24 protein-coding genes and 1 tRNA gene are annotated in these 20,741 nt (G+C 65.1%); 21 read left to right on the forward strand and 4 right to left on the reverse strand.

The genetic code is table 11. From position 1 onward, the window contains the following. Positions 1 to 36: 36 nt before the first annotated feature. Entirely contained in the window at positions 37 to 801 is a 765-nt protein-coding gene (locus ACYQ0L_RS10980) for an EAL domain-containing protein (RefSeq protein ID WP_459789238.1), read from the forward strand. Between the two features lie 4 nt (positions 802 to 805). Here ACYQ0L_RS10980 and cmk read toward each other — a convergent pair whose 3' ends face one another. The 4 genes from cmk to aroA all read right to left on the reverse strand — a co-directional run bounded on the left by cmk (position 806) and on the right by aroA (position 4,131). Next, positions 806 to 1,435 carry a (d)CMP kinase gene (cmk, locus tag ACYQ0L_RS10985; RefSeq protein ID WP_459789239.1) on the reverse strand — a complete coding sequence of 210 codons (630 nt, stop codon included), beginning with the start codon at positions 1,433 to 1,435 and terminating at the stop codon, positions 806 to 808. After that, positions 1,432 to 2,430, reverse strand: coding sequence for a proline iminopeptidase-family hydrolase (locus tag ACYQ0L_RS10990; protein WP_459789240.1), 999 nt, complete (start codon positions 2,428 to 2,430; stop codon positions 1,432 to 1,434). Before ACYQ0L_RS10990 ends, cmk begins: the two co-directional genes overlap by 4 nt. Next, positions 2,427 to 2,690: a CBU_0592 family membrane protein gene (locus ACYQ0L_RS10995; RefSeq protein ID WP_459789241.1), complete on the reverse strand. Its 264-nt coding sequence runs from the start codon at positions 2,688 to 2,690 to the stop codon at positions 2,427 to 2,429. Before ACYQ0L_RS10995 ends, ACYQ0L_RS10990 begins: the two co-directional genes overlap by 4 nt. Before the next feature lie 118 nt (positions 2,691 to 2,808). Beyond that, the gene (gene aroA, locus ACYQ0L_RS11000; RefSeq protein ID WP_459789242.1) at positions 2,809 to 4,131 is read right to left on the reverse strand and encodes a 3-phosphoshikimate 1-carboxyvinyltransferase; all 1,323 of its coding nucleotides are present in this window, start codon (positions 4,129 to 4,131) and stop codon (positions 2,809 to 2,811) included. A 147-nt stretch (positions 4,132 to 4,278) separates the two neighbouring features. On the opposite strand from aroA, the gene ACYQ0L_RS11005 reads away from it, so the two are divergent. The 20 genes from ACYQ0L_RS11005 (at position 4,279) to ACYQ0L_RS11100 (ending at position 20,738) form a co-directional block, all read left to right on the forward strand. Then, a complete protein-coding gene (locus tag ACYQ0L_RS11005; RefSeq protein WP_459789243.1) occupies positions 4,279 to 4,614 on the forward strand; it encodes a TIGR02300 family protein in 336 nt (111 codons plus the stop codon). A gap of 77 nt (positions 4,615 to 4,691) precedes the next feature. Further along, positions 4,692 to 4,767: transfer RNA gene (locus ACYQ0L_RS11010), tRNA-Ala, on the forward strand. A 127-nt stretch (positions 4,768 to 4,894) separates the two neighbouring features. Continuing rightward, entirely contained in the window at positions 4,895 to 6,379 is a 1,485-nt protein-coding gene (ffh, locus tag ACYQ0L_RS11015; protein ID WP_459789244.1) for a signal recognition particle protein, read from the forward strand. Positions 6,380 to 6,417: 38 nt separating this feature from the next. Beyond that, a complete protein-coding gene (rpsP, locus tag ACYQ0L_RS11020; protein ID WP_459789245.1) occupies positions 6,418 to 6,864 on the forward strand; it encodes a 30S ribosomal protein S16 in 447 nt (148 codons plus the stop codon). 122 nt (positions 6,865 to 6,986) lie between these two features. Next, the gene (rimM, locus tag ACYQ0L_RS11025) at positions 6,987 to 7,457 is read left to right on the forward strand and encodes a ribosome maturation factor RimM (RefSeq protein WP_459789664.1); all 471 of its coding nucleotides are present in this window, start codon (positions 6,987 to 6,989) and stop codon (positions 7,455 to 7,457) included. 159 nt (positions 7,458 to 7,616) lie between these two features. Further along, positions 7,617 to 8,444, forward strand: coding sequence for a glycine/sarcosine N-methyltransferase (locus ACYQ0L_RS11030; protein ID WP_459789246.1), 828 nt, complete (start codon positions 7,617 to 7,619; stop codon positions 8,442 to 8,444). Continuing rightward, complete coding sequence (locus ACYQ0L_RS11035; RefSeq protein WP_459789247.1) at positions 8,434 to 9,261, forward strand: methyltransferase domain-containing protein; 828 nt, start codon at positions 8,434 to 8,436, stop codon at positions 9,259 to 9,261. Before ACYQ0L_RS11030 ends, ACYQ0L_RS11035 begins: the two co-directional genes overlap by 11 nt. A 62-nt stretch (positions 9,262 to 9,323) precedes the next feature. Further along, positions 9,324 to 9,734 carry a DUF5818 domain-containing protein gene (locus tag ACYQ0L_RS11040; RefSeq protein ID WP_459789248.1) on the forward strand — a complete coding sequence of 137 codons (411 nt, stop codon included), beginning with the start codon at positions 9,324 to 9,326 and terminating at the stop codon, positions 9,732 to 9,734. A gap of 94 nt (positions 9,735 to 9,828) precedes the next feature. Beyond that, positions 9,829 to 10,194 carry a hypothetical protein gene (locus ACYQ0L_RS11045; RefSeq protein WP_459789249.1) on the forward strand — a complete coding sequence of 122 codons (366 nt, stop codon included), beginning with the start codon at positions 9,829 to 9,831 and terminating at the stop codon, positions 10,192 to 10,194. A 93-nt stretch (positions 10,195 to 10,287) separates the two neighbouring features. Further along, complete coding sequence (locus ACYQ0L_RS11050) at positions 10,288 to 10,611, forward strand: hypothetical protein (protein WP_459789250.1); 324 nt, start codon at positions 10,288 to 10,290, stop codon at positions 10,609 to 10,611. Positions 10,612 to 10,619: 8 nt separating this feature from the next. Continuing rightward, the gene (trmD, locus tag ACYQ0L_RS11055) at positions 10,620 to 11,369 is read left to right on the forward strand and encodes a tRNA (guanosine(37)-N1)-methyltransferase TrmD (RefSeq protein ID WP_459789251.1); all 750 of its coding nucleotides are present in this window, start codon (positions 10,620 to 10,622) and stop codon (positions 11,367 to 11,369) included. Continuing rightward, positions 11,366 to 11,752: a 50S ribosomal protein L19 gene (gene rplS / locus ACYQ0L_RS11060; protein ID WP_459789252.1), complete on the forward strand. Its 387-nt coding sequence runs from the start codon at positions 11,366 to 11,368 to the stop codon at positions 11,750 to 11,752. Before trmD ends, rplS begins: the two co-directional genes overlap by 4 nt. Before the next feature lie 211 nt (positions 11,753 to 11,963). Next, complete coding sequence (locus ACYQ0L_RS11065) at positions 11,964 to 14,204, forward strand: S9 family peptidase (RefSeq protein ID WP_459789253.1); 2,241 nt, start codon at positions 11,964 to 11,966, stop codon at positions 14,202 to 14,204. After that, positions 14,201 to 15,388: an APC family permease gene (locus ACYQ0L_RS11070; protein ID WP_459789255.1), complete on the forward strand. Its 1,188-nt coding sequence runs from the start codon at positions 14,201 to 14,203 to the stop codon at positions 15,386 to 15,388. Before ACYQ0L_RS11065 ends, ACYQ0L_RS11070 begins: the two co-directional genes overlap by 4 nt. A 67-nt stretch (positions 15,389 to 15,455) precedes the next feature. After that, on the forward strand, positions 15,456 to 16,481 hold the full coding sequence (locus ACYQ0L_RS11075) for an aspartate-semialdehyde dehydrogenase (RefSeq protein ID WP_459789256.1): 1,026 nt from the start codon (positions 15,456 to 15,458) through the stop codon (positions 16,479 to 16,481). A 3-nt stretch (positions 16,482 to 16,484) separates the two neighbouring features. Further along, positions 16,485 to 16,922, forward strand: a complete 438-nt coding sequence (locus ACYQ0L_RS11080; RefSeq protein ID WP_459789257.1) for a hypothetical protein — start codon at positions 16,485 to 16,487, stop codon at positions 16,920 to 16,922. Positions 16,923 to 16,970: 48 nt separating this feature from the next. After that, a complete protein-coding gene (locus tag ACYQ0L_RS11085) occupies positions 16,971 to 17,570 on the forward strand; it encodes a hypothetical protein (protein WP_459789258.1) in 600 nt (199 codons plus the stop codon). Between the two features lie 14 nt (positions 17,571 to 17,584). Further along, positions 17,585 to 18,349, forward strand: coding sequence for an alpha/beta fold hydrolase (locus tag ACYQ0L_RS11090; protein ID WP_459789259.1), 765 nt, complete (start codon positions 17,585 to 17,587; stop codon positions 18,347 to 18,349). A 72-nt stretch (positions 18,350 to 18,421) separates the two neighbouring features. After that, positions 18,422 to 20,269, forward strand: a complete 1,848-nt coding sequence (locus ACYQ0L_RS11095; RefSeq protein WP_459789261.1) for a M2 family metallopeptidase — start codon at positions 18,422 to 18,424, stop codon at positions 20,267 to 20,269. Positions 20,270 to 20,294: 25 nt separating this feature from the next. Beyond that, positions 20,295 to 20,738 (forward strand): ATP-dependent zinc protease family protein, encoded by a 444-nt coding sequence (locus ACYQ0L_RS11100; protein ID WP_459789262.1) that lies wholly within the window; start codon positions 20,295 to 20,297, stop codon positions 20,736 to 20,738. The last annotated feature ends 3 nt before the right edge of the window (positions 20,739 to 20,741 follow it).

Raw genomic sequence — 20,741 nt, forward strand, 5'->3', positions numbered from 1 at the left:
CTATAATTTCTTCTCCAGCAACGAGGGTGGTCATTGATGACGGCAGGATGCCAGGGGTGCCGGGCGCCGGAGCATGCATTCGCGATCGCGATGGCGTTCCAGCCGATCGTGGACATCCAGACCGGCGCGCCATTCGCCTACGAGGCTCTCGTCCGCGGCGAAGATGGCGAAAGCGCGGCGGAAGTGCTCGCGAAGGTGACCGGGGAGAACCGCTATGCCTTCGACCAGCAATGCCGGGTCGCCGCCATCAGGGGTGCGGTGGAAGCCGGGATTCTGAAGGGCGACGCACGCCTCTCGATCAATTTCCTCCCGAACGCGGTCTATTCGCCGCTCGCCTGCATCCAGCTGACCTTGCGGACGGCGCGGGAGGTCGGCCTCCCGGTCGATCGGCTGCTGTTCGAGTTCACCGAGAACGAGCAGATGGATACCCACCACGTCCAGTCGATCATCGACGCATACCGCGAACTGGGCTTCGGAACCGCGCTCGACGATTTCGGTGCGGGTCACGCCGGGCTCGGCCTGCTGGCCCGCATCCAGACCGACTACATCAAGCTCGACATGGAGCTTGTCCGGGGCATCGACAGCTCGCAGCCGCGGCGGATCATCGTCGAGGGTGTGGTCCGCATCGCCCAACGCCTCGGCATTGCGGTGATCGCGGAGGGGATCGAGACCCCGGAGGAACTTGCCGCGCTGCGGCTGCTGGGCATCCGCTATATCCAGGGTTACCTGCTGGCCCGGCCGGCCTTCCGCGCGCTTCCGCGCATTTCAGGCCTTGGCAGCGATCGGGACGTGGCGGCCTGACGGCCTAGTGCGGGGCCTTTCCCGACTGCTTCACGATCGCAATTGCCGCCTCGATCGATGCGTCCTTGTCGAGCGCCGTCGTGTCGAGGATATAGGCGTCCTCGGCCGGTTTCAGCGGCGCGTCCTTGCGCCCCATGTCGCGCTCGTCGCGTCGGGCGATCTGGTCATGGACTTCCTGCCGGGTGACGTCGCGCCCGTGGCTTTTCAATTCCGCAAAGCGCCGGTCGGTCCGCGCGTCGAGCGAGGCGGTGACGAACAGCTTCACATCGGCATCGGGGCAGATCACCGTGCCGATATCGCGCCCGTCGAGCACCGCGCCGCCTTCCTGCTGCGCGAAGCTGCGCTGCCGGTCGAACAGCGCCTGCCGCACTCCGGGATGGACCGAGACGCGGCTCGCATAGCTGCCGGTCACTTCGCTGCGCAGTTCGGGATCGGCGAGCAGCGTGTCCGGGAAGTCGGCGCCGGCCAGCGCGTCGGCTGCATCGTCCGGGTCCCCGTCGGCAAGCTGAACCCGCCGCCCGACCGCGCGATAGAGCAGCCCGGTATCGAGGCAGGGCAGCCCGAAGTGGCGCGCGATGGCGGTGGCGAGGGTGCCTTTCCCGCTGGCGGTGGGGCCGTCGACGGCAATAATCATTGGGTATCCATCCTGTTCATCCATGCGCGCAGAATCGCTTCGCTCTCCGTCGGGCGATCGGTCATGAAGCCGTGTGCCGCACCAGGGACGACGCCGAATTCGGCGCCGGGCGTCAGGGCCACGTACTCCTGCACCGTGTCGATCCGCGCTTCGTCATACTGGCCGATCAGAAACAGCGTGCGGTGACCGTCGATGTTCGAGAGCAACGGAACCGCGTCGTAGGTTTTGAGCGAGCCTTTCGAGCGGAACTCGCTCGGCCCCCACATCGCGTTGTAGATCACCGGGTTGAAGCCGTTGCCGCCGATCCTTGCGGAATAGGCGCGCAGGGCTGCGGTGGGCGGTTCGCGGCGGTTGAACTCGGCATAGAAGGCATCGGTCGCCTCGGCGCATTTGTCCGCCGGGGGAGGAGCATCGGTTTCGCACGCCGCAATCGTCTGCTGGACGCTCTCGGGAAGGTCTTCGAGCAGGATGTTGGCATCCGCGATCCAGCGTTCGGTATTGATATAGGTCCCGCCCAGCACGGTGGAGGCGACATGCTCCGGGTACTTCGCGGCATATTCGAGCGCGAGCGCAGAGCCCCAGCTGTGGCCGACCAGATGCCATTCTTCGATGCCGAGCGTGCGGCGGATCGTCTCCAGCTCCTCGACGAAGCGCTCGACGCGCCAGTTGGCGGGATCGTTGGGCTGGTCCGACTTCCCACTGTCGAGCTGGTCGTATAGGATCACCGCGCGCTCGTCCGCCAGCCCCAGCATCGAGGCGAGGCCGTTATGCGTGCCGCCGGGGCCGCCGTGGAGGAACACCACCGGCGGTGCTGCATCGAGATCGCCGTTGACGCGCACGTACACCTTGCCGCCTTCGACCGGGACCATCAGCTCGCGCTCAGGCGCGGCGTAGGCGCTGGGCTCGGTCGTCAGGGCGGAGGCTGGGCCTTCTGCAGGCAGCGTGGCGCAGCCCGAAAGCGCAAGCGCCGCGGCGGCGAGGAGGGTGCGGATCATGGCTGCTGTGCGCCTTTCTTTTCCCGGATGGCCTTGGCGAGGCCCCAGATCGCGATCGCAGCCCAGAAACCTTCGAGCACGAGACTGGGCCAGTTGGTGTGCACCAGCAGGCTGACGGTCAGCAGCGCCGCTCCCACCAGGTTGGTACCGTGCAGGATATACGGGTTCGCCGCCTTGCTGGCGGTGAGATAGAAATAGGCCCCGATGATGCAGGCCATCCCCACGAAACCGACGAGTGAATAGATGTCGAGCCCGGTCATGTGCTTACACACCCTTTGTCGTCATCCCCGCGAAGGCGGGGATCCAGATAGGCTGTCGGTCGATCGGGGCCGTTGCATGGGCCTCTGCCTTCGCAGGGGCGACGAGAGAGGCGGCTGGTCACCGCGTCACCTCGTCCATCAGGCGCGTGAAATTGGGGAAGCTCGTCGCGATGGGGCTGGTGTCGTCCACCTCCACCCCGTCGCGGCTGACGAGGGCCGCCACCGCCATGCTCATCGCGATGCGATGGTCGAGATGCGTGGCAACCGGTCCGCCTCCGGCCAGCAGCTCGCCGCCGGTGCCGTGGATCGTCAGCCCGTCCTCGTTCTCTTCGACACGCGCGCCGATCGCGGTGAGCGCTGCGGCCATGACGGCGAGGCGGTCGCTCTCCTTCACTCGTAGCTCTTCCAGACCGCGCGTGACCGTGGTGCCCTGCGCCAAAGCAGCGGCGACGAACAGCACGGGGAATTCGTCGATCATGCTCGGCGCGACCTCCGGGTCGACCTCGATGCCCTTCAGATCGGCATGGCGGACGCGCAGGTCGCACACCGGTTCGCCACCGACCTCGCGCGCATCGACCTCTTCGATATCCGCGCCCATCGCGCGGAGCACGCCGACCAGCCCGGCGCGGGTCGGGTTCATGCCGACATTGCGGATCATCAGGTCGCTGCCTTCGACCAGGCTCGCTGCGACCATGAAGAATGCGGCGGAGGAAGGATCGCCGGGCACTTCGAGCGTTTGCGGTTGCAGTTCGGCCTGTCCGGTGAGGCGGATCACGCGTGCGCCATCGTCCTCGCCCAGCTCGATCGTCGCCCCGAAGCCGCGCAGCATGCGTTCGCTGTGATCGCGGGTGGGGACTGGCTCGATCACGGTGGTGATGCCCGGCGTGTTGAGGCCCGCGAGCAGCACCGCGCTCTTCACCTGCGCGCTCGCCACCGGCAGGCGGTAGCTAATCGGCACGGCTGGATGCGCGCCCTCCAGCATCAGCGGCATGGTGCCGCCGGGGCTGGAGGTGAAGTTGGCGCCCATCTGGCTGAGCGGATCGATCACGCGGCCCATCGGGCGTTTGGAAAGACTGGCGTCTCCGGTAAAGTTCACAGTGATCCCGTGGCTCGCCACCAGACCCATCAGCAGGCGGGCCGAGGTGCCGCTATTCCCGCAATCGATCGCGGATTCGGGCTGCAGGAGCGCACCGATGCCCACGCCATGAATATGCCAGGTGCCATCCTCGTCGCGAGCGATGTCGGCGCCCATCGCGCGCATCGCTGCGGCTGTCGCCAGCACATCCTCGCCTTCCAGCAGGCCGGTGACGCGAGTCTCGCCCACGGCCATCGCGCCGAGGATCAGCGAGCGGTGACTGATCGACTTGTCGCCGGGTACGGCGATGGTGCCCCGCAGGGGGCCGGAAGCGGCAAAGCGTCGGGCGGAGGTGTGACTATCCATCGGGCGGCGGCTTTGACACCCGCTGTGGCGCATGGCAAGGCGCGCGCCTTCTTGATTCGCAGGCCGCTTGGCCCCAAGTCAATTTACGCGAAATTCAATCCGGCGCGCGCAAGCACGGCAGCGCCCGTAACAAGGAATACCTCGATCATGGTCAAACCCGAATGGGGAACCAAGCGTACCTGCCCCAAATGCGGCACGCGATTCTACGACCTCGGCAACGAAGATCCGGTGACCTGCATCGAATGCGAGAACACCTGGACGCCCGAGCCGGTGCTCAAGTCGAAGCAGCCGATTCCCTTCGAGGAAGAGGACAAGAAAAAGAAGGACAAGGAAGCCGACAGCGACCTTGCCGATGACGATCTGGAAGACATCGACGTCGACGACGACGATGATTCGCCGGATAACGAGGTCGATCTGGGTGGTGACGACGATCTGGGCGTTGCCAAATCCAAGGGTGACGACGACGAAAGCGACGACACCTGATTTTTCGTATCGCAGGTGGATATTCCGCTTGCAAAGGGGCGCCGTGCTTTCTAAACGGCGCCTCCCACAACCGGCACGGGGCCTTAGCTCAGCTGGGAGAGCGCTACAATGGCATTGTAGAGGTCAGCGGTTCGATCCCGCTAGGCTCCACCACCGGTTTCAGGGATAGCTCGCTATCCCGATGTGAGTTTCAGAAGGGGCACCGCCCCGACGCTGGCCGACGAGTTTTCGTCCGCCGGCGTTTTTCGCGTTTACTGCGGTAAGCGCAGTTTGGAGTAGCATGTTCGACGCACTGTCGGATCGCCTTGGCAATACCTTCGACCGCCTTCGCGGGCGCGGTGCCCTGCGCGAACAGGACGTGCGCGATGCGATGCGCGAAGTGCGGATCGCGCTGCTCGAAGCCGACGTGGCACTGCCCGTCGCGCGCGACTTCATCGCGAAGGTTACCGAGAAGGCCGTCGGCGAGAGCGTCCTCAAGTCGGTCACGCCGGGCCAGCAGGTCGTCAAGATCGTCAACGACGAGCTGGTGGCGATGCTCGGCGGGTCCGACAGTGAGGACGGCCACGTCCCGCTGACGCTGGAAGCCAAGCCGCCGGTCGTCATCATGATGGTCGGCCTGCAGGGCTCGGGTAAGACCACTTCGACCGCCAAGCTCGGCAAGCTGATCCGCGAGAAGCACGGCAAGAAGGCTATGATGGCCTCGCTCGACGTCAATCGTCCCGCTGCGCAGGAGCAGCTGGCGGTGCTGGGCGAGCAGGCGCAGGTCGATACGCTGCCGATCGTCGAAGGCCAACAGCCGGTCGAGATCGCGAAGCGCGCGCTCGAATCCGCCAAGCTGCGCAATGTCGATGTGGTCCTGCTCGACACCGCGGGCCGCCTGCATGTCGACGAAGCGCTGATGGCGGAAATGAAGGCGGTGGCTTCGGTGGCGACGCCGACCGAAGTGCTGCTGGTGGTCGACAGCCTGACCGGGCAGGATGCAGTCAACGTTGCGCAGAGCTTCTCCGACGAAGTGCCACTGACCGGCGTTATCCTCACGCGGATGGACGGCGATGCGCGCGGCGGTGCGGCGCTGTCGATGCGCGCGGTCACCGGCAAGCCGATCAAGTTTGCCGGCGTCGGCGAAAAGCTAGACGCGCTCGAAGCTTTCCACCCGCGCCGCGTTGCCGAACGCATCCTGGGCATGGGCGATGTCGTCTCGCTGGTTGAGAAGGCCGCCGAATCGATCAAGGTCGAAGAGGCTGAAGAGCTCGCCAAGCGGATGGCCAAGGGCCAGTTCGACTTGAACGACCTGCGCATGCAGCTGCGGCAGATGCAGAACATGGGCGGCCTGGGCATGCTGGCGGGCATGATGCCCGGCATGAAGAAGGCCAAGGCCGCGATGCAGGCCAGCGGCATGGACGACAAGGTGCTGGTCCATATGGACGCGATCATGGGCTCGATGACGGCCAAGGAACGCGCCAATCCCGCACTGCTCAACGCCAAGCGCAAGAAGCGCGTCGCGGCGGGCAGCGGCACGCAGGTGCAGGACGTGAACAAGGTGCTGAAGATGCACCAGGAAATGTCCCGTGCGATGAAGCAGATCAAGAAGATGGGCGGAATGAAGGGCCTTGCGGCGATGATGGGCGGGGGCGGCGGCATGGCCGGCCTTCCCGGCATCGGCGGCAAGGGCGGCTCGCTGCCGGGAATGGACGGTCAGGGCATGGGCGATGTCGATATGAGCAAGCTGCCGCCCGACCTCAAAAAGCTTTTGCCCAAGAAATAACCGAAACCGACTTAGATTAAGACCAAGGACGAACCGAAATGGCTATTGCACTCCGACTTTCCCGTGGCGGCGCCAAGAAGCGCCCCTATTACCGCATCGTCGCCGCCGACTCGCGCTACCCGCGTGACGGCCGCTATCTCGAGCAGATCGGCACCTACAACCCGCTGCTCGCCAAGGACGACGAGAAGCGCGTTACGCTGAACGAAGACCGCGCCAAGTACTGGCTCGGCGTCGGCGCGCAGCCGAGCGACCGTGTCGCCCGCTTCCTCGATGCTGCCGGCATCCGCGAGCGCGCTGCACGCAACAACCCGAACAAGGCCGAGCCGGGTGAAAAGGCCAAGGAACGCGCTGAAGAAAAGGCCGCCAAGGAAGCCGAAGCCGCCGAAGCGCTGAAGGCTGCCCAGGAAGCCCCGGCCGAAGAAGAAGCCAAGGCGGAAGACGCTCCGGCTGAAGAGGCCGCAGGCGAAGAAAAGGCCGAAGGCTGATGACATCTCCCTCTCCCCAGCGGGGGAGAGGGTCGGGAAGAGGGGGCGCGGCTCAGAGTGTCGCGTCCTCCGCTTCCGCCCTCCCGAACCTCCCGCAGAGCGCGGGGAGGGACGACTCGGGCATTACCCTTGCCGCCGTCACCGGTGCGCATGGGGTCGCGGGCGAGGTCCGGCTCAAGCTGTTCGGCGACGGGGTCGACGCGCTCAAGGCGCACAAGACCTTCAACGAAGGCACGCTGACCACCATTAAGATCCGCAGCGACAACAAGGGCGGTGCGATTGCCCGCTTCGCCGAGATCGCGGACCGGGCCACTGCCGACGCGCTGCGCGGGACCCTGCTCACCGTCTCGCGCGAGGCACTGCCCCCGCTCGAAGACGACGAATTCTACCACGCCGATCTGATCGGCCTGCCCGTCGTCACCGATGACGGCGAATCCGTCGGCACCGTCGCCGACGTCATGAATTACGGCGCGACCGACATCGTCGAGATCGCGCCGGTCGAAGGCAAGGCCTTCCTCGCGCCGCTGATACCCGCCGCGATTCCCGAGTGGGATGCGCAGCGACTGGTGCTAAGCCGCGCGTTCCTGCCCTAGGATAGGGTACTCCCCCAGCGCGCTTGAATGCCCCTGCCGGGCATGTTCTAACGTGCGAACACGCATTCGACCGGCCTGCCATGCGGCAGGCTTCCCATCACGACCGGCGGCTTTCTGGCGAAGGCTGGCCCGGGTTTCGACGCGCGAGGGACGATTACGATGAGCACCGAGACGAAGAGGCGCGCCTTCGCGCCTGAGGCGACACAGGACTACGGCGAAGATCCGCACGCCGTGCGTACGACCGAAAGCTACCAGAAGGAATATGTCCGCGGCTTCGTGGAGAAGTGGGACGAACTGATCGACTGGGAGGCCCGCGCACAGAGCGAGGGCCGTTTCTTCGTCGACATCCTCGCGGGGCGGGGCAAGAAATCCGTCCTCGACGTGGCGACCGGTACCGGCTTCCATTCGGTCCAGTTGCTCAGGAACGGGTTCGACGTGACCTCCGCCGATGGCTCGGCCGAAATGCTGGCGATGGCGTTCCAGAACGCGGCCGATCACGATCTGGTGCTCAAGACCGTCCATGCCGACTGGCGCTGGCTGAACAAGGATGTGCACGGCAAGTTCGATGCGATCATCTGTCTCGGCAACAGCTTCACCCACCTGCACGACGAGAACGACCGGCGCCGCGCGCTGGCTGAATTCTACGCCGCGCTCAAGCACGATGGCATCCTCATCATCGACCAGCGCAATTACGACGGCATTCTCGACGACGGGTTCAGCACCAAGCACAAATATTACTACTGCGGCGACCAGGTGACCGCCGAGCCCGAGCATGTCGACGAGAGCCTCGCGCGGTTCAAATATACCTTCCCCGACGGCTCCGAATATTTCCTCAACATGTTCCCGCTGCGCAAGAGCTACGTGCGCGGCCTGCTGCAGGATGTCGGCTTCCAGCAGATTCGCACCTACGGCGATTTCCAGCAGGACGACGACGAGGAAGCGCCCGATTTCTTTATCCACGTGGCGGAGAAAGACTATGCCGACTGAAGCCACCACCGATACCGCGCGCGACTATTACACCAGCGACGACGCGGTCGAGTTCTACTCCACCGTCTGGGGCGGCGAGGATATTCATGTTGGCCTCTACGACGACACGAGCGATATCCGCGAGGCGAGCCGCCGCACGGTCGATGCGATGGCGGCGAGCGTCGGCGATGTCGGGGGCAAGGCCGTGCTCGATATCGGCTCCGGCTATGGCGGCGGCGCACGGCGGCTGGTGAGCAAGCACAATGCGGGCCATGTCACCTGCCTCAATATCGCCCCGGCCGAGAATGCGCGCAACCGCAAGCTGACCGCCGAGGCGGGGCTCGAGGACCGGATCGCGGTGGTCGAAGGATCGTTCGACGACCTGCCCTTCGGCGATGGCAGCTTCGACCTCGTCTGGAGCCAGGACGCCATCCTGCACGCGCCCGATCGCGGCGCGGTGCTGAGCGAGGTTGCCCGCGTGCTCAAGCCAGGCGGGGAGTTCATCTTCACCGATCCGATGCAGGCGGACGGGATCGGGGATACATCCTCCCTCCAGCCGATCTACGATCGCATCCATCTCGCCAATCTCGCGTCCTTCGGCTTTTACCGCGACGCGCTGGAGCAGCGGGGCATGGAGAAGGTGCGGATCGAGGATCTCAGCCCGCAGCTGCGCAACCATTATGCGCAGGTCGCGAAGGATCTCGATGCGCAGCGTGGCGAGCTTTCGACCGACGATGGCTTCGTCGACCGGATGCTGGAAGGTCTCGCCCACTGGGTGCGCGGTGCGGATGCCGGAAAGCTGACCTGGGGCATCATGCATTTCCGCAAGCACGGGTAAGAATGGCGCGAGGCGCCCGGATAAATCTCGGAACAGGAACCTCTTTCGCCCCTTGACCCGTCATGGGCGAACGCAAATTCACCGCAATCCTCATCACCGCGCTCATGACCATCGCGGCCTGCGCGGGTGATCCTGAGACCCCCGAAGCGACCCAAAACGGGGCGTCGGAAGGAGCCGGGGACGAGACCGCTGCGGCGGCCGGGACACGTCCGGCCGGAGAGCCCGATCTCGTCAGCGTCGAGGGCCGGATCGAGGACGGCGTCGAGTGCCCTGTGCTGCGCACGCCCGACGGCAAGACCTATGCGCTCAGCTTCCGCGAGACCGATATCGGCCCCGGCGACTACGTCCGCCTGCGCGGCGAAATCGCCGATGCGAGCTTCTGCATGCAGGGGGAGGGCACGCTGATCGTGCAGGACGCATCGCGGGCCGATCCGCCGGCGCGGGCTGGCGGGCTCGCCGAGACCAGCCAGTAAGTTCGCGGCGGCTGCGGAGGATGCGGGGGCTGCCCGGCCGCTTGACCGAGGCGGAGCTTGCGATAAGCCCTCGCCGCAAAAGGAGGGAAGTCCCATGAAGATATTCGCTTTCGCCGCCACTGCCGCGCTGTCCCTCTCGATGGCGACCGCTGCGGGTGCCCAGATGCAGGCGCAGGCCCAAGCGCAGGCCGCGCCAGAATTGCCCTACGCCTTCACCGCGAGCTATTTCGTTGGCGAATGGGTCGATGGCCCCTCATGCGAGGTGGACCGGCTGGTCATGCGCGCCGACGGGACCTTCACCGCTCCGGGTGGGGGAAGCGGCAAATGGTCGCTGAACGGCAACCGCCTGACCTTCGGGAGCGGCGCCACGGCGACGACCTTCACCGTCCTCCCCGTAAGCCGCGAACTGGTCTACACCTATTACGACGAGGGCGGTTCGGGCTATTCCAAGCGTTGCTGAGCATGACCGCCGGCAACGCCCGTGACCTGTTCGGTTGACGGGCCGTCGCATATGGCCTGACACAAGCGCACACCGGAAAGGGCAAGAGGTTCGATGGTTCTCTATATCCTGGGCGTTGCGCTCTTCGTGGCGATCCTTGCGGCCGGCTGCGCATTCGCGGCCAACGTGATGTTCGCCGGAGCCAACATTCGCAAGAGAGCTGCCATCTCGGCGCTTGTCGCAGGCTTTCTGCCCGCCATCCCGGGGATCGTTGCGCTCGTAGCCGGGATGGACGGTCGCTCGGCAGGGGCGATGCTGGTTCCGATCATGGCACTGCTCGTCGGCGGGCTTGTGCTGACGGCGATAATCGGCTTCCCGATCGCCTACCTCGTCGCCAGGCGCCGTCCGGACGCGATTTCACCCCAGACCTTCGAGTAACCGATCCCGTGACCTTCGCTGCCACCGTCCTCACCCTCTACCCGGAGATGTTTCCCGGGCCGCTGCGCCAGTCGCTCGCCGGGCGTGCGCTGGAGGAGCAGCGCTGGTCGATCGATACGATCCAGATCCGCGATTTTGCCACCGACAAGCACCGCACGGTCGACGATACGCCGGCAGGGGGCGGGGCTGGCATGGTGCTCAAATGCGATGTGCTGGCGGCGGCGGTCGATCATGCGCGCAGGCTGCAGCCGAAGGTGCCCGTCCTCGCAATGACACCGCGCGGTAAGCCGATCACGCAGGCGCGCATCCGGGAGATCGCGGACGGGTCGGGCGTCACCCTGCTGTGCGGCCGGTTCGAAGGGTTTGACGAGCGGCTGTTCGAAGCGCGGCCCGAGATCGAGGAAGTCAGCCTCGCCGATATCGTCCTGTCCGGCGGAGAACCTGCCGCGCTGGCCATACTCGACGCTTGCATTCGGCTGCTTCCCGGAGTAATGGGCGCGGCTTCAAGCGGGACCGAGGAGTCGTTCGAGGACGGCCTTCTGGAATACCCGCACTACACCCGACCTCAGGAATGGGAAGGGCGCACGATCCCCGAAGTGCTGCGATCGGGGGATCATGCGAAGATCGCGGCGTGGCGTAAGCAACGCAGCGAAGAGATGACACGGTTACGCAGGCCGGATTTGTGGGAGCGCCATGTCGGTGCTCCGGTCCAGTCTGCCTCTGGCGCGCAGCGAGAAACGAAGGACCAGGACCAATGAACCTGATTCAGCAGCTCGAAGCCGAGGCGATCGATAACCTCGGCAAGGATATTCCGGAATTCCGCCCCGGCGACACCGTTCGCGTCGGCGTGAAGGTCGTCGAAGGCACGCGCGAGCGTGTCCAGAACTTCGAAGGCGTGGTGATCGCGCGTTCGAACCGCGGCATGGGTTCCAACTTCACCGTTCGCAAGATGAGCTTCGGCGAAGGCGTGGAGCGTGTGTTCCCGCTCTACTCGCCGATCGTCGACTCGATCACCGTGGTCCGTCGCGGTGTCGTGCGTCGTGCGAAGCTCTATTACCTGCGCGGCCGCACCGGCAAGAGCGCGCGTATCGCCGAACGTCGTGATCCGCGCCCTGCCAAGGGCGAGAAGAAAGACGCATAAGCGCGTCTTTCTATCAAGCGAAACACAGAAGGGCGGTCCGGTAGGGCCGCCCTTTTTCGTTGGCCGCTTGTCATTTTCCCCCGTCATTGCGAGGAGCATTGGCGACGAAGCGATCCATGGCGCGCCGCTCTGACAGTCAGGCGTTCGGTCCATGGGTCGCCGCGCGGCCCATGGGGGGCGCTCGCGATGACGATGGATAGGACACGATCTGATGCGCCACCTGCTTGCCGCCGCAGCCATTCTCGCGCTTGCAACGCCGCTCGCGGCGCAGGAAAGCGAGGATATGCAGACCGAGACGAGCCAGACTGGCGACCTTTCCTTCGAACGCGTCTTCGCGAGCCCCGGCCTCGACGGGGCCAGCCCGCGCGGTGCCAAGCTTTCGCCCGATGGGCGTTACCTCACCCTGCTGCGCAATCGCGAGGACGACCGCGAGCGCTACGACCTGTGGGCCTATGACCGCGCGGACGGTGCGTGGCGCATGTTGGTGGACAGCGAAGCGCTCGGTTCGGGGCGCGAGCTGTCCGAAGACGAGAAGATGCAGCGCGAGCGGGCGCGGGTCGGCAACCTCAAGGGCATCATTACGTACCAATGGAATGCCGACGGTTCGGGGGTGCTCGTTCCGCTCGACGGGGATCTCTATCTCGCGAAGCTGGATGGAACCGTCACGCGGCTGACCGACACCGAGGAGAGCGAGCTCAATCCCAAGCTGAGTGAGCAGGGAACCTATGTTTCCTTCGTGCGCGACCGGCAGGTGTGGGTCGGCCCGGTCGGAGGTGATGCGCACCCGATCACGCCGAAGGAAGGCGAGTTGATCCGCTGGGGCGAGGCGGAGTTCGTCGCACAGGAAGAAATGGGCCGGATGACCGGCTACTGGTGGAATCCCGATGACACGCGGATCGCGGTGCAGCGGACCGACGAGGCTCCGGTGGGCGTCGTCACCCGAGCGGCCATCGGCGCGACCGGTACCAAGGTGTTCGACCAGCGCTACCCCGTTGCGGGGAGCGACAATGCCATTGTCGAGCTGTTCGTGATGGACCCCGACGGCGGCAACCGCGTGAAGGTCGATCTGGGCGAGGATACCGACATCTACCTCGCGCGGGTCGACTGGGCGCATGATGGTTTCCTCTATGTCCAGCGGGAGAATCGCGAGCAGACCGTTCTCGAACTCCTCGCCGTCGATCCCGCCACCGGTGCCAGCGAAGTGATCCTGACCGAAAAGGCGGCGATCGAGGATTACTGGATCAATCTTTCCGACAATTATCGCTTCCTGAAGGACGGAACGCTGCTGTGGTGGTCGGAAAGCGACGGCTACGGCCATCTCTACCGCCGCACGCGGGAAGGGCCGGTGCAGCTCACAAGCGGCGATTGGGTCGTCACCAAGCTGGTTGGCGTGAACGAGGACACCGGCGACGTGTTCTTCACCGGCACGAAGGACAGCGTGCTGGAAGAGCACGTCTACCGGCTCAACATGGCGTCCCCCGGCGGTGTGACGCGCCTGACCGAGCGCGGCTTCACGCACTCGGCAAGCATGGACAAGGACGCGCAGACGCTGCTCATCAGTCGCTCTTCGCCCAGTCAGCCGACCCAAAGCTATCTTGCCGATACCAATGGTGAGCGGCTTGCATGGGTAGAGGAAAACGCGCTCGGCGCCGATCACCCCTATGCGCCCTACCTCGCCAGCCACGTGCTGCCCGAATTCGGCACGATCCCGGCGGACGATGGCACGCCGCTGCACTGGATGATGCTCAAGCCCGAGATGGAGCCGGGCAAGACATATCCGGTTTTCATCTCGCACTACGGCGGGCCGCACGCGCAGGTCGTCGACCGTGGCTGGAAGGGCGCGCTGGCGCAGGCGATCGTCGACAAGGGTTATATCTATTTCGCGATCGACAACCGTGGGTCGGCCAATCGCGGGGTCGAATTCGAACAGCCGATCTACCGTGCGATGGGCAGCGTCGAGGTGCGCGACCAGAAGGCGGGAGCGGACTATCTCAAGACGCTCGATTTCGTCGATCCCGACAAGCTGGCGATCTACGGCTGGTCCTATGGCGGCTACATGACGCTGAAGCAGCTGGAGGCCGATCCGGGCCTCTACGCGGCGGGTATTTCGGGCGCACCGGTGACCCGCTGGGGCCTGTACGATACCCACTATACCGAACGCTATATGGGCGATCCGCGCGAGGTGCCCGAAGCCTACGAGGCGGCGAGCGCGATACCCGATGCTGAGAAGATCGCGGATCCGCTGCTGCTGGTCCACGGGATGGCCGATGACAACGTGGTGTTCGAGAATTCGTCCGAGCTGATCGCCAAGCTCCAGGAAGGCAACGTGCCGTTCGAGATGATGCTCTACCCCGGCTACACGCACCGGGTATCGGGCGAGAACATCAGCCCGCATCTGTGGAACACGATTTTCCGGTTCCTCGAAAGCCATGACGTGACCCCGCCGCAATGAGCGGCAAATCGTCAAGCGACGGCCAGCTGGGGTTGGCGGCGGTCTGGGCGATCGCCGTGGGCGGGATGGTCGGCGGGGGTATCTTCTCCACCCTCGGCGTCGTCATTTCGAATGCAGGGCACTGGGCCGCGCTCAGCTTCGTGCTGGGCGGGCTGGTCGCCTATGCCACCGGCCACTCGCTTGCCGCGCTGACGGTGGACAAGGACGAGGCCGGCGGCATCTACACCTTCCTGCGCGATCTGGGCTTCACCCGACTCGCACGCGGCTCCGCCTGGGTGCTGTTGGCAGGCTATGTGCTGACCTGCGCGGTCTATGCCTATACCTTCGGTGCTTATCTGGGGCAGGCGATCGGCGGGCCGGCGTGGCTGTCACCGGCGATGGCAGCGGCGGCGATCCTGACCATGACCGGGATCAACCTGCGCGGTGCGGGGCAGGCGGCCGGGGTGGAGATCGCGATCGTCGTCGTGAAGCTGGCCATCTTGGCGGGGCTCTCCGCGATCGGCCTCTCCCAGTTCGAGGCGGACAAGCTCTCGATCGCGCAGCAGCCCGGCCTGATCGGGATCGTGATCGGCGCGGCATCGGTCTTCATGGCTTACGAAGGCTTCGAACTGCTCGCCTACGACTATGACGAAATGAAGGATCGCAAGGAATTGATGGGCCGGATCATGCCGCTCGCCATCGGCAGTGCGGCGCTGATCTATGTCCTCGTCGCGCTTGCGGTGCCGATGCTGACCGGCACGCAGGCCGTGATCGAGGATGGGGAGGTGGCGCTGTCGCGCGCCGGGCAGGCCGCGCTGGGAACGCCGGGGCTGATCGCGGTGACCATCGCCGCAGCATTCTCGACCGCGAGCGCGATCAACGCGACGCTGTTCAGCTCCGCCCGGCTGGCACGCGAAGTGGCGCAAGATGGCGGCCTGCCCGATGTGCTGGGGAAGAAGAACGCGCACGGATCGCCGCAATGGGCGGTTCTGGCGCTCGCGGCGCTGGCGCTGACGCTGGCGGTGATGGGCGGGCTCGACGGGCTGGTGAGCGGCGCGAGCGTGGTTTTCCTGCTGGTGTTCGGCACGCTCAACGCGCTGGCAGTAAAAGAGAATGTCGGCAGGCGATGGATCACGCTGCCCGGCGCGGTGCTCGCCTTCGCGGCGCTGGCGGTGCTGGTGCTGCACATGTTCGGCGCGATTTGACCCGGTTCCGCTTGCGACATGGCGTCCTTGGCCCCATGTGGCAACGCAGCACGGACAGGAGTTTTTGATGGGCTACAAGGTCGCCATCGTAGGCGCGACGGGTAATGTCGGGCGCGAAATGATGCAGGTTCTCGCCGAACGCGAGTTTCCGATCGACGAGGTGGTCGCGCTGGCCAGCTCGCGCAGCCAGGGCACCGAGGTCGAATTCGGCGACACCGGCAAGATGCTCAAATGCAAGAACCTCGAGCATTTCGACTTCACCGGCTGGGACATTGCGCTGTTTTCGGCAGGCGGCTCCATCGCCAAGGAATATGCGCCCAAGGCAGCCGCAGCGGGCTGCGTGGTGATCGACAATTCCTCGCACTACCGGATGGACCCGGACGTGCCGTTGATCGTGCCCGAGGTGAACCCCGATGCGATCGACGGCTACACCGCGAAGAACATCATCGCGAACCCCAACTGCTCGACCGCGCAGTTGGTTGTTGCGCTGAAGCCGCTGCACGATGCCGCAGGGATCAAGCGCGTGGTGGTGTCGACCTACCAGTCGGTCTCCGGCGCGGGCAAGGAAGGCATGGACGAGCTGTTCCAGCAGAGCCGCGCGATCTTCGTCGGCGATCCGGTGGAGCCGAGCAAGTTCACCAAGCAGATCGCCTTCAACGTGATCCCGCATATCGACGTCTTCCTCGACGATGGATCGACCAAGGAAGAGTGGAAGATGGTGGTCGAGACGAAGAAGATCCTCGATCCCAAGGTCAAGCTGACCGCCACCTGCGTGCGCGTGCCGGTATTCGTCGGCCATGCCGAGGCCGTGACCATCGAATTTGAGCGTGAGCTTTCTGCCGAAGCCGCGCAGGATATCCTGCGCGAGGCGCCGGGCATCATGCTGGTCGATAAGCGCGAGGATGAGGGCTACATCACCCCGGTCGAATGCGTGGGCGACGGCGCGACCTATATCAGCCGCGTGCGCGAGGACCCGACGGTGGAGAACGGCCTCAACCTGTGGTGCGTTTCCGACAACCTGCGCAAGGGCGCGGCGCTCAACGCGGTGCAGATCGCGGAGCTGCTGGGCCGCAGGCACCTCAAGAAGGGCTGAGCCATGCTCGGCCCCGATCCCGAGCAGCAGGCCCGCATGGCTGCGGAAATGGACCGCTCGATCGAGCAGGTCGAGCGCGATTTCGGGGCCTTCTTCAAACGGCTTGCGATCCGCTGGGCGGTGCGCTGGGCCGTGATTCTCGGAGTGATCTTCCTGCTGACGCAGGCGGTCGACTGGCTCGACTGGCTGTGGTGGATTGCAGTGCCCGTCGCGGTGCTCTCGCTTGGCGTCCCGCTCCTGTTCCGGCGTTTCCTGATGAAGCGGTTGGAGAGGATGCGCGGCCAGATGGGCGCGATGGGTGGAGGCGGCTCAACCATCGACGGCCAATGGCGCGATGCCACCGGCGATGCGCGCACCGACCCGCCCGGGCGCGCGCCCGATGATGAGCCTGCCGGAGTGATTATCGACCAGCGCGATCCCGACGGGGACTCGCGCTTGTGATCCGCACGGGCGTCTGACACCGTGCGACCACACCATCGGGAGAGAGAGATGAGCGTGCGTTTCGGATTGGCCCTGACGGGCGCTGCGGCTTTCGCCCTGGCGGCCTGTGGCGACGGTGGAGAAGAACCGCAGCCGAGCGAACCGCCCACGGCGGAGGAAATTGCCGCGCAGTCTCCCAATGCCCCAAAGGATCGACCGATCGAGCTGCGCGCCGACGGACTGGTTATCGCCGCACCCGAAGCCGGCGGTCCTGCCGTTGCGCTCGATTTTGGCGACCCGCAGGATGCGGTGGTCGAACAGCTGACCATGGTCTTCGGCGGGCCGCAGTTCGGCAGCAACGAGGAATGCGGCGCGGGGCCTATGGAGTTCGCGACCTTCGACACCTTCGTCGCCGGCTTCCAGGACGAGCGCTTCATCGGCTGGATGGTCAACGGGCCGAGCGAACGCGCGGTCTTTACCGGACCGGACGGCGTCAGCCTGGGCATGGCCGCAGCCGATGTGAGCAAGCTGCCGAGCTACGATGCGCTGGAAGACAGCACGCTGGGCGAAGAGTTCATGCTCGGCGACAGCGAGATGCTCGTCTCCGGCCTGATCGAGGACAATCAGGTGGCGACCTTGTGGGGCGGGACGAACTGCAACTTCCGCTAATGATCAGGGCCACTATGACCACCGAACATTTCCAGTCCTTCGACGGCACCGGCCTTGCCCTGCACCGCCTGGGCGATCGCGGCGCGCGGCCGCTCGTCCTGCTGCACGGCCTGTTCTCCAGCGCGCAGATGAACTGGATCAAGTGGGGCCATGCGGAACGGATCGCTCAGCAGGGCTATGAAGTCCTGATGCTCGACTTCCGTGTCCACGGGGAGAGCGAGGCGCCGCGCGAGGCGGAGAAATACCCGCAGGGCGTGCTGGTGAAGGATGCGGCGGCGCTCGTCGATCATCTGGGCCTGACCGATTACGATCTTGCAGGCTTCTCGCTCGGCGCGCGGGCCGCGATCCATGCCGTTTCGTCCGGCGTTCTGCGCCCCCGGCGGCTGATCCTGGGCGGTATGGGGATCGACGGGCTGGGCGAATGGCAGAAGCGCGCTGCCTTCTTCATCCGCGTGGTCGAGGAGTTCGACGCGATTCCCAAGGGCGACCCGGCTTATTTCTCGATGCAGTTCCTCAAATCGCAGAAGGTCGATCGCACCGCCGCCCGGCTTCTGCTGGGCAGCATGGAGGATATGGACCTGACCGAACTGGCCAATATCACCTGCCCCACGTTGGTGGTGTGCGGGGACGAGGACCGCGACAACGGCTCTGCCCGGGATCTGGCCGAGCGCCTGCCGGATGCCACCTATGTCGAGGTACCGGGCACCCACATGAGCAGCGTCACCAAGCCCGATCTGGGCCGCGCGATGGCCGAGTGGCTGGGGCCTGCCGGGGCGTAATTCGTCCGCTTGCTATTACACCGCGCGGCGGTAGTTTCGCGGGCGATGATAAATGCCCACAGGATGCCTCCCATGAAACTGCTTTCCGTCTCGCTCGCCGCGATTTCCGCCGCTACGCTTGCCACGCCCGCGCTGGCCGATGATCATACGCAGAGCGAGCAGACGGCCGAGCAGTATCCGATGACGCCGCAGGGCGCGGCGGACTGGGTCGCGATGGTCGAGCAGGATCTGTTCGATTTCACCGTGCATTCGAGCCAGATCGCTTGGGTCAACGCCACTTACATCACGCATGATACCGATGCGCTCGCAGCGCAGGTGGGCGCCGAGGGGACCGAGAAGTCGGTTCAGTACGCCCTCGAAGCCGCGAAATATGCCGAGGTCGAAGGGCTCGACCCTGAGGTCGCGCGCAAGCTCGACATCCTGCGCAACGGCATCGTGCTGCCTGCACCGACCGCCGACGGTGCGGCGACCGAGCTGAACGAGATCGCGACCAGCCTCAACAGCCAGTACGGCAAGGGCAAGGGCACGTTGAACGGCGAAGAGATCAGCGGCTCGGACATCGAAGCCGAGATGGGCAATCTCGAGCGAACGCCTGCCGAATTCGCCGAGATGTGGGCCAGCTGGCACACTAATGTCGGCGCGCCGATGAAGGACGATTACGCCCGCATGGTCGAGATCGCCAACGAAGGCGCGGAAGAGCTCGGGTTCGACAATGTCGGGACCATGTGGCGCTCGGGCTACGACATGCCGCCTGAGGAATTCTCCGACGAGCTGGAGCGGATGTGGCAGGAGGTCGCGCCGCTCTACCAGTCGCTGCACACCTATGTGCGGACCAAGCTGAACCAGAAATACGGCGACGACATCCAGCCCGCGAACGGCCCGATCCGCGCGGACCTGCTGGGCAATATGTGGGCGCAGGAATGGGGCAACATCTATCCGCTGGTCGCGCCCGAGGGCTCGGGCGATCTGGGCTATGATATCGGCGACCTGCTGAAGGCGCAGGGCAAGGACCCGATGGACATGGTGAAGATTGGAGAGGGGTTCTATTCCTCGCTCGGCTTCGAGCCGCTGCCGGAAACCTTCTGGGAACGCAGCATGTTCACCAAGCCCGCCGACCGTGAAGTTGTGTGCCACGCATCGGCGTGGGACGTCGACAACAAGGACGACATCCGCATCAAGATGTGCATCAAGGTGAATGCGGACGATTTCGTCACCATCCACCACGAGCTGGGCCACAACTATTACCAGCGCGCCTATAACGCGCAGGACTACCTGCACCTCAACGGCGCGAATGATGGCTTCCACGAAGCGATCGGCGATTTCATTGCGCTGTCGATCACGCCCGAATATTTGGTCCAGATCGGCCTGCTCGACCGTGCCGACGTGCCGAGCGCGGACAAGGATATCGGCTTGCTGCTGCGCCAGGCGATGGACAAGGTCGCGTTCCTGCCCTTCGGCCTGCTGGTCGACAAGTGGCGCTGGGGCGTGTTCGACGGGTCGATCACCCCGGCCGACTACAACACCGCGTGGCACGACCTGAAGCGCGAATACCAGGGCATCACCCCGCCGGTCGAGCGGCCCGCCGATGCCTTCGATCCGGGCGCGAAGTACCACATCCCCGGCAACACGCCCTACACCCGCTACTTCCTCGCGCGCATCCTGCAGTTCCAGTTCTACAAGGCCGCATGCGACCAGGCGGGCTGGGAAGGGCCGCTGCACCGCTGTTCGTTCTACGGCAACGAAGAGGTCGGCGAGAAGCTGAACGCCATGCTGGAAATGGGCGCGAGCAAGCCGTGGCCCGACGCGCTCGAAGCCTTCACCGGCAGCCGCGAGATGAGCGGCGCGGCGATGATGGAGTATTTCGCTCCGCTCAAGGAGTGGCTCGACGAACAGAACGCCGGCAAGCCGAGCGGATGGTAAAGCTCTCCATCGGGCGGGCCCGGGCATGATTACGGTCGGTTGGCGCGAACTGGTCGATCTGCCCGAGCTGGGCTTGAAGCGCGTGCCCGCCAAGATCGACAGCGGCGCGCGCACCAGCTCGCTCCACGGCATCGTGGTCGAAGAGTTTCGGCGCGATGGCGAGAAGTTCGTTCGCTTCGAGGTGTTCTTCCCCGGCAACAAGGTCATGCAGGTGTGTGAGGCGGTGCATGTCGACGTGCGCGGCATCACCAGCTCGAACGGCGAAACCCAGCTGCGCTACGTCATCAAGACGCCGCTGACTCTTGGGGAGGAAACCTTTCGCGCTGAGATCAGTCTAGCAGATCGTAGCGACATGAAGTTTCCGATGCTGATAGGAAGGAGTGCCTTGCGACGACGCTTCCTCGTCGATTCGGGCAATTCCTGGCTCCAGTCCCCCGGCCGAGATCCGGTGAAAGGCCACAAACCATGAGAT

It is taken from the genome of Alteriqipengyuania triglochinis (assembly GCF_054655655.1).